The 3,663-nt window shown below is 31.4% G+C and carries 4 protein-coding genes; all 4 read right to left on the reverse strand.

The annotated features are described in order from the left end of the window. Positions 1-672 (reverse strand): UDP-2,3-diacylglucosamine diphosphatase (locus U9O55_02345; protein MEA2088654.1); only part of this gene is annotated, 672 nt, incomplete at its 3' end. 55 nt (positions 673-727) lie between these two features. Beyond that, the gene (locus tag U9O55_02350; GenBank protein ID MEA2088655.1) at positions 728-2,458 is read right to left on the reverse strand and encodes an AAA family ATPase; all 1,731 of its coding nucleotides are present in this window, start codon (positions 2,456-2,458) and stop codon (positions 728-730) included. A 25-nt stretch (positions 2,459-2,483) separates the two neighbouring features. Next, entirely contained in the window at positions 2,484-2,618 is a 135-nt protein-coding gene (locus U9O55_02355) for a hypothetical protein (protein ID MEA2088656.1), read from the reverse strand. A gap of 208 nt (positions 2,619-2,826) precedes the next feature. Further along, a partial coding sequence (locus U9O55_02360) for a virulence protein RhuM/Fic/DOC family protein (protein MEA2088657.1) occupies positions 2,827-3,663 on the reverse strand: 837 nt, incomplete at its 5' end.

A 3,663-nucleotide genomic window follows, 5' to 3' on the forward strand; every position in this document is an offset into this window, starting at 1 on the left:
TTTTAATTCAATATTTCCATTTTTAATAATTATATAATTTGACGGAACAGTAGTCCATGATCCGCTGTTATAATAATTAACTTTTGAAGATTTAAAAACTTCGGCCTTATGCGTATGTCCACAAAAAACAAAATCAGCTTTGCGTAATTTAGCGTAAAGAATCGCTCCATTTTTTACTTCTTCAGACATTCGCAAATAACTTTTAGTATGATTTTTTAACCAGTGAGTTAAAAATTTATTTTTAGTGTCTAAGCGTTGAGCAAAATAATAAAACCAAACAGCTATTTTGCTAATCAAAATATTCTTGTATAAAAAACGGTCAAACTGATGTCCATGAATCGCTAACAACTTTTTATCTCCTAAATGCCAAAAATATTTTTTATAAATTTTTATTCCCAAAAGACTGCTTAATGTCAAAGCTGGACCATCATGATTTCCGCATACCCAAACAACTTCTCGCATTTTAGAAATTGAACGAATTTTAGAAAGAAAATCCCAATGCTCAGTATGCAAACGATTAAAATTTAGGCTGTCAAAAATATCCCCATTTAAAATAAGTCTTTTAAAATCATAACTTTCTATTATTTTTATTGCCTCAATCGGACGGCTTGTTTTTAATCCTAAATGAATATCAGAAAGTATTAAAGTGTTGATTGATGTTTTATTTGGCATAATATTTAATTATTCCATTTTTTAGCTTAAAAGTCAAAATAATTTGCGTCAAGCGCTATTTTGTATTCAAAAAAATTAATGCCAATCTTATTTTATCATAAGAAATTTCCTCTTTTAAATATTCAAAAATAACCCGAAGTCTTATCTGTTCATTTTCCAAAAAATCGCCCCTATTATTTTTCTCTTTGATTTTTTTAATCGCTTCAAAAATTTGTTTCAAACTTTTTTCATCCGGCTTTAAATGAGAAAAATCAAAATCCGGCCACGCCCCAAAAATTTTTTGAATGTGGCTCATAATTGTGCTTTCAGTTAATTTTCGTTCCTTGGAAATTTCCAAAATCGTCTTTTTTTTAATCAACAATCTCTTAGTGATCTCTAAAGTATTTTCTTTTTTGAAAACATTTGTCTCACTTTTTTGTCTCTTAAGTATTTTTTTGTTTTTTTTAATTTCATTTTGCTTAATTGCGCCGTTATTTTTAACAATAAATTTTTCAAACATTACCTTCTTTTCTTTTTCAAAAAAAGATTGGAACTTAAGCTCATTTAATCGCGAAAAATTTTTCATTTCTCTATCAACATCTAAAACAAGTTCGTCAACTAAAAGAGCGATTTTATTAAGCCCCGTAAGCCTTAAGCCTTTAATAGATTTAATCCGCGACAAAGCCACATATCCCTGTCCAACCTCAAAAGTTTTAGACAAATCAATTTCCGCCGCGTCCAAAGTCATACCCTGGGATTTATGGACTGTTAAGGCCCACGCTAACCGCAAAGGAATTTGACTCACAACAGCTTTAATTTCTCCCCTATTATTTTCAAACTTCCAATCTTCAAATTCAGCCTTAATTTTTCTGCCAGAAAAAATTTCTACAATCGGCGCGCCTGTTGTCTTGCTAAAGCTCATTACTTTTCCTAATGTTCCATTAATATAGCCAGCTTCATAATTATTTTTAATAAAAATAACAAGAGCTCCTTTCTTCAATCTCAATTCCTCGCTTACGAGCGATGAATTCAAAATTCTTTCAATATTTTTTTTAGAGCCTTTATTGCAAGACTTAAAAATCCTCATTTCGTCTGGAAGCGCTTCAAGCTCTTTTTCATTTATTCTGTCCACATCTTCATTATGAGTATAAAGCTTAGCCGCTTTAAAGCCGCTTTTTAATTCTTTTTTATAACAAGAGCGGAAAATTTCCATAGAATATTCTGAAACCGATCCAGAGCGAATTTCATCTAAAATATTTATTAAGTCCTTATCGTTTTGCCTAAATTTTTCTTCTAAATAGCAAACTTTCAAATCAGAATTTTGCCAAACCATAGATTGCCATGCGAATTTTATTTCCTTGGCATTTTTGCTAATTGGCGGCAATTGAAAAAAATCTCCCGACAAAATCAGCTGAACGCCGCCGAAAGGCTGATCAGAAGATTTAAAAGCCCGCAAAATTCTATCCATAGAAGAGAATAAAACAGGAGAAACCATTGATATTTCATCAACAATTAAAATTTTCAATTTACTAAGGCGATTATAAAGAAATTCCTTTTGCAATAAACGGTCTAAAAAATATTTATCAACATTTTCTTGAATCCCAATTCCAAAAAAGGAATGGATAGTCATTCCTTTAATATGAGAAGCGGCAATACCGGTCGGCGCTGTAATGGCAGGATTTATGCCACGCTCTTTTAAATATTGGATATAAGTATTTAAAAGATATGTCTTGCCTGTTCCCGCCGACCCGGTTAAAAAAACATTTTTCCCCGCTTTTAAAATTCCAAACGCTGTTTCTTGTTTCATTGGTTGTTAGTGATAACAAAAATAGTTAAATTTTGTTTTTAAAATGTCTGTTAGAAAACTCGGAATAATCAATCTCCCAATCCACTTTTCCATTTAATTCCATTTTTTTGATTTTTTTTATTCGCTGTAAAATTTTTTTATTCTTTTTTAATTTAGCCATAAATTTTATTATTTACTTTATTTTTTTCGCAAATGGACAAAAATTTTTTTCAAATCCACTTCAAGATTTTCTTGATTCATGTCGTCCATAAATTTGTAAATCAACGCATTGGTAATTTAATCCACTTGTGATATTGGGTTGATAACATTTCCAACGAGGATATTTCTTGCTGAGTCAATTTTTCGTTTTATTTCTGAATTAAGTATAGTTATTTTTTCTTTAATAACAATAAAACTAAACCTACCATTTTATCTTTATCTTTTGGGTTGCTCTCGGCGATAAGAAGTGTGAACGCAGTCAATGCTTCTGGCGTCATACTCGCGCGCAACAATCCAGCTTTTCGCAAAAACCAAACAAAAGCAAATGCTCCACTTCGTTTATTGCCATCTACAAATGGATGATTTTTGACCATAAAATACAAAAGATGAGCAATTTTTTCTTCAACAGTCGGATAAACATCTTTTTTAAATATAGTTTGAAATACATTGCCGACAATTCCTTGCACCGCACTTTTACTCCGTTCTTGCCCAAAAATATTTGTGGCTTGTTTTTTTGAAATCAAATTTTGCTTTAACTCTTGTAAAGCGCTCAAAAGTTCATCAGAGGTAAACATTATTTTTTTCTTTGTAATTACGCCTTTTGGAAATATATCTTTATCATACGCATCCAAAGAAAACCATGTGCCAGCAAAAGCGTTGATTAATTCTAACACATCTTTTGCGCGCACTTCATCGCCCTTTGGCAAAAGTGCTTTGACATCCGCAACCGCATGCAAAAATTGCTCGTAATTTTGAGCAATGCGTTTTTTGTTGATCGTGTAGCCATAAAGCAAGTGCTGTCTCAATACTTTTGTTGCCCACTTTCTAAATTCAATGGCTTTTGCCGAATTTGTTCTGTATCCAACAACTAAAAGAATGTCCAGAGAATAAAATTTAACCAGTTTGTCCGAATTTGCAATGTGCATTTTTTGCACATTGCTTTTTTCATTAACTTCTCCATCTTTTAAAATTTTATTGATATGTTTTGTAACAACCGTTCTGTCTAT

It is taken from the genome of Patescibacteria group bacterium, assembly GCA_034660655.1.
Taxonomy (GTDB): Bacteria; Patescibacteriota; Patescibacteriia; order JAACEG01; family JAACEG01; genus JAACEG01.

What these genes read in the sequence shown, in the direction of transcription:
- U9O55_02350 (MEA2088655.1), bottom strand. Translation starts at nt 2,458, where the DNA reads ATGAAACAAGAAACAGCGTTTGGAATTTTAAAAGCGGGGAAAAATGTT.
- U9O55_02355 (MEA2088656.1), bottom strand. Translation starts at nt 2,618, where the DNA reads ATGGCTAAATTAAAAAAGAATAAAAAAATTTTACAGCGAATAAAAAAA.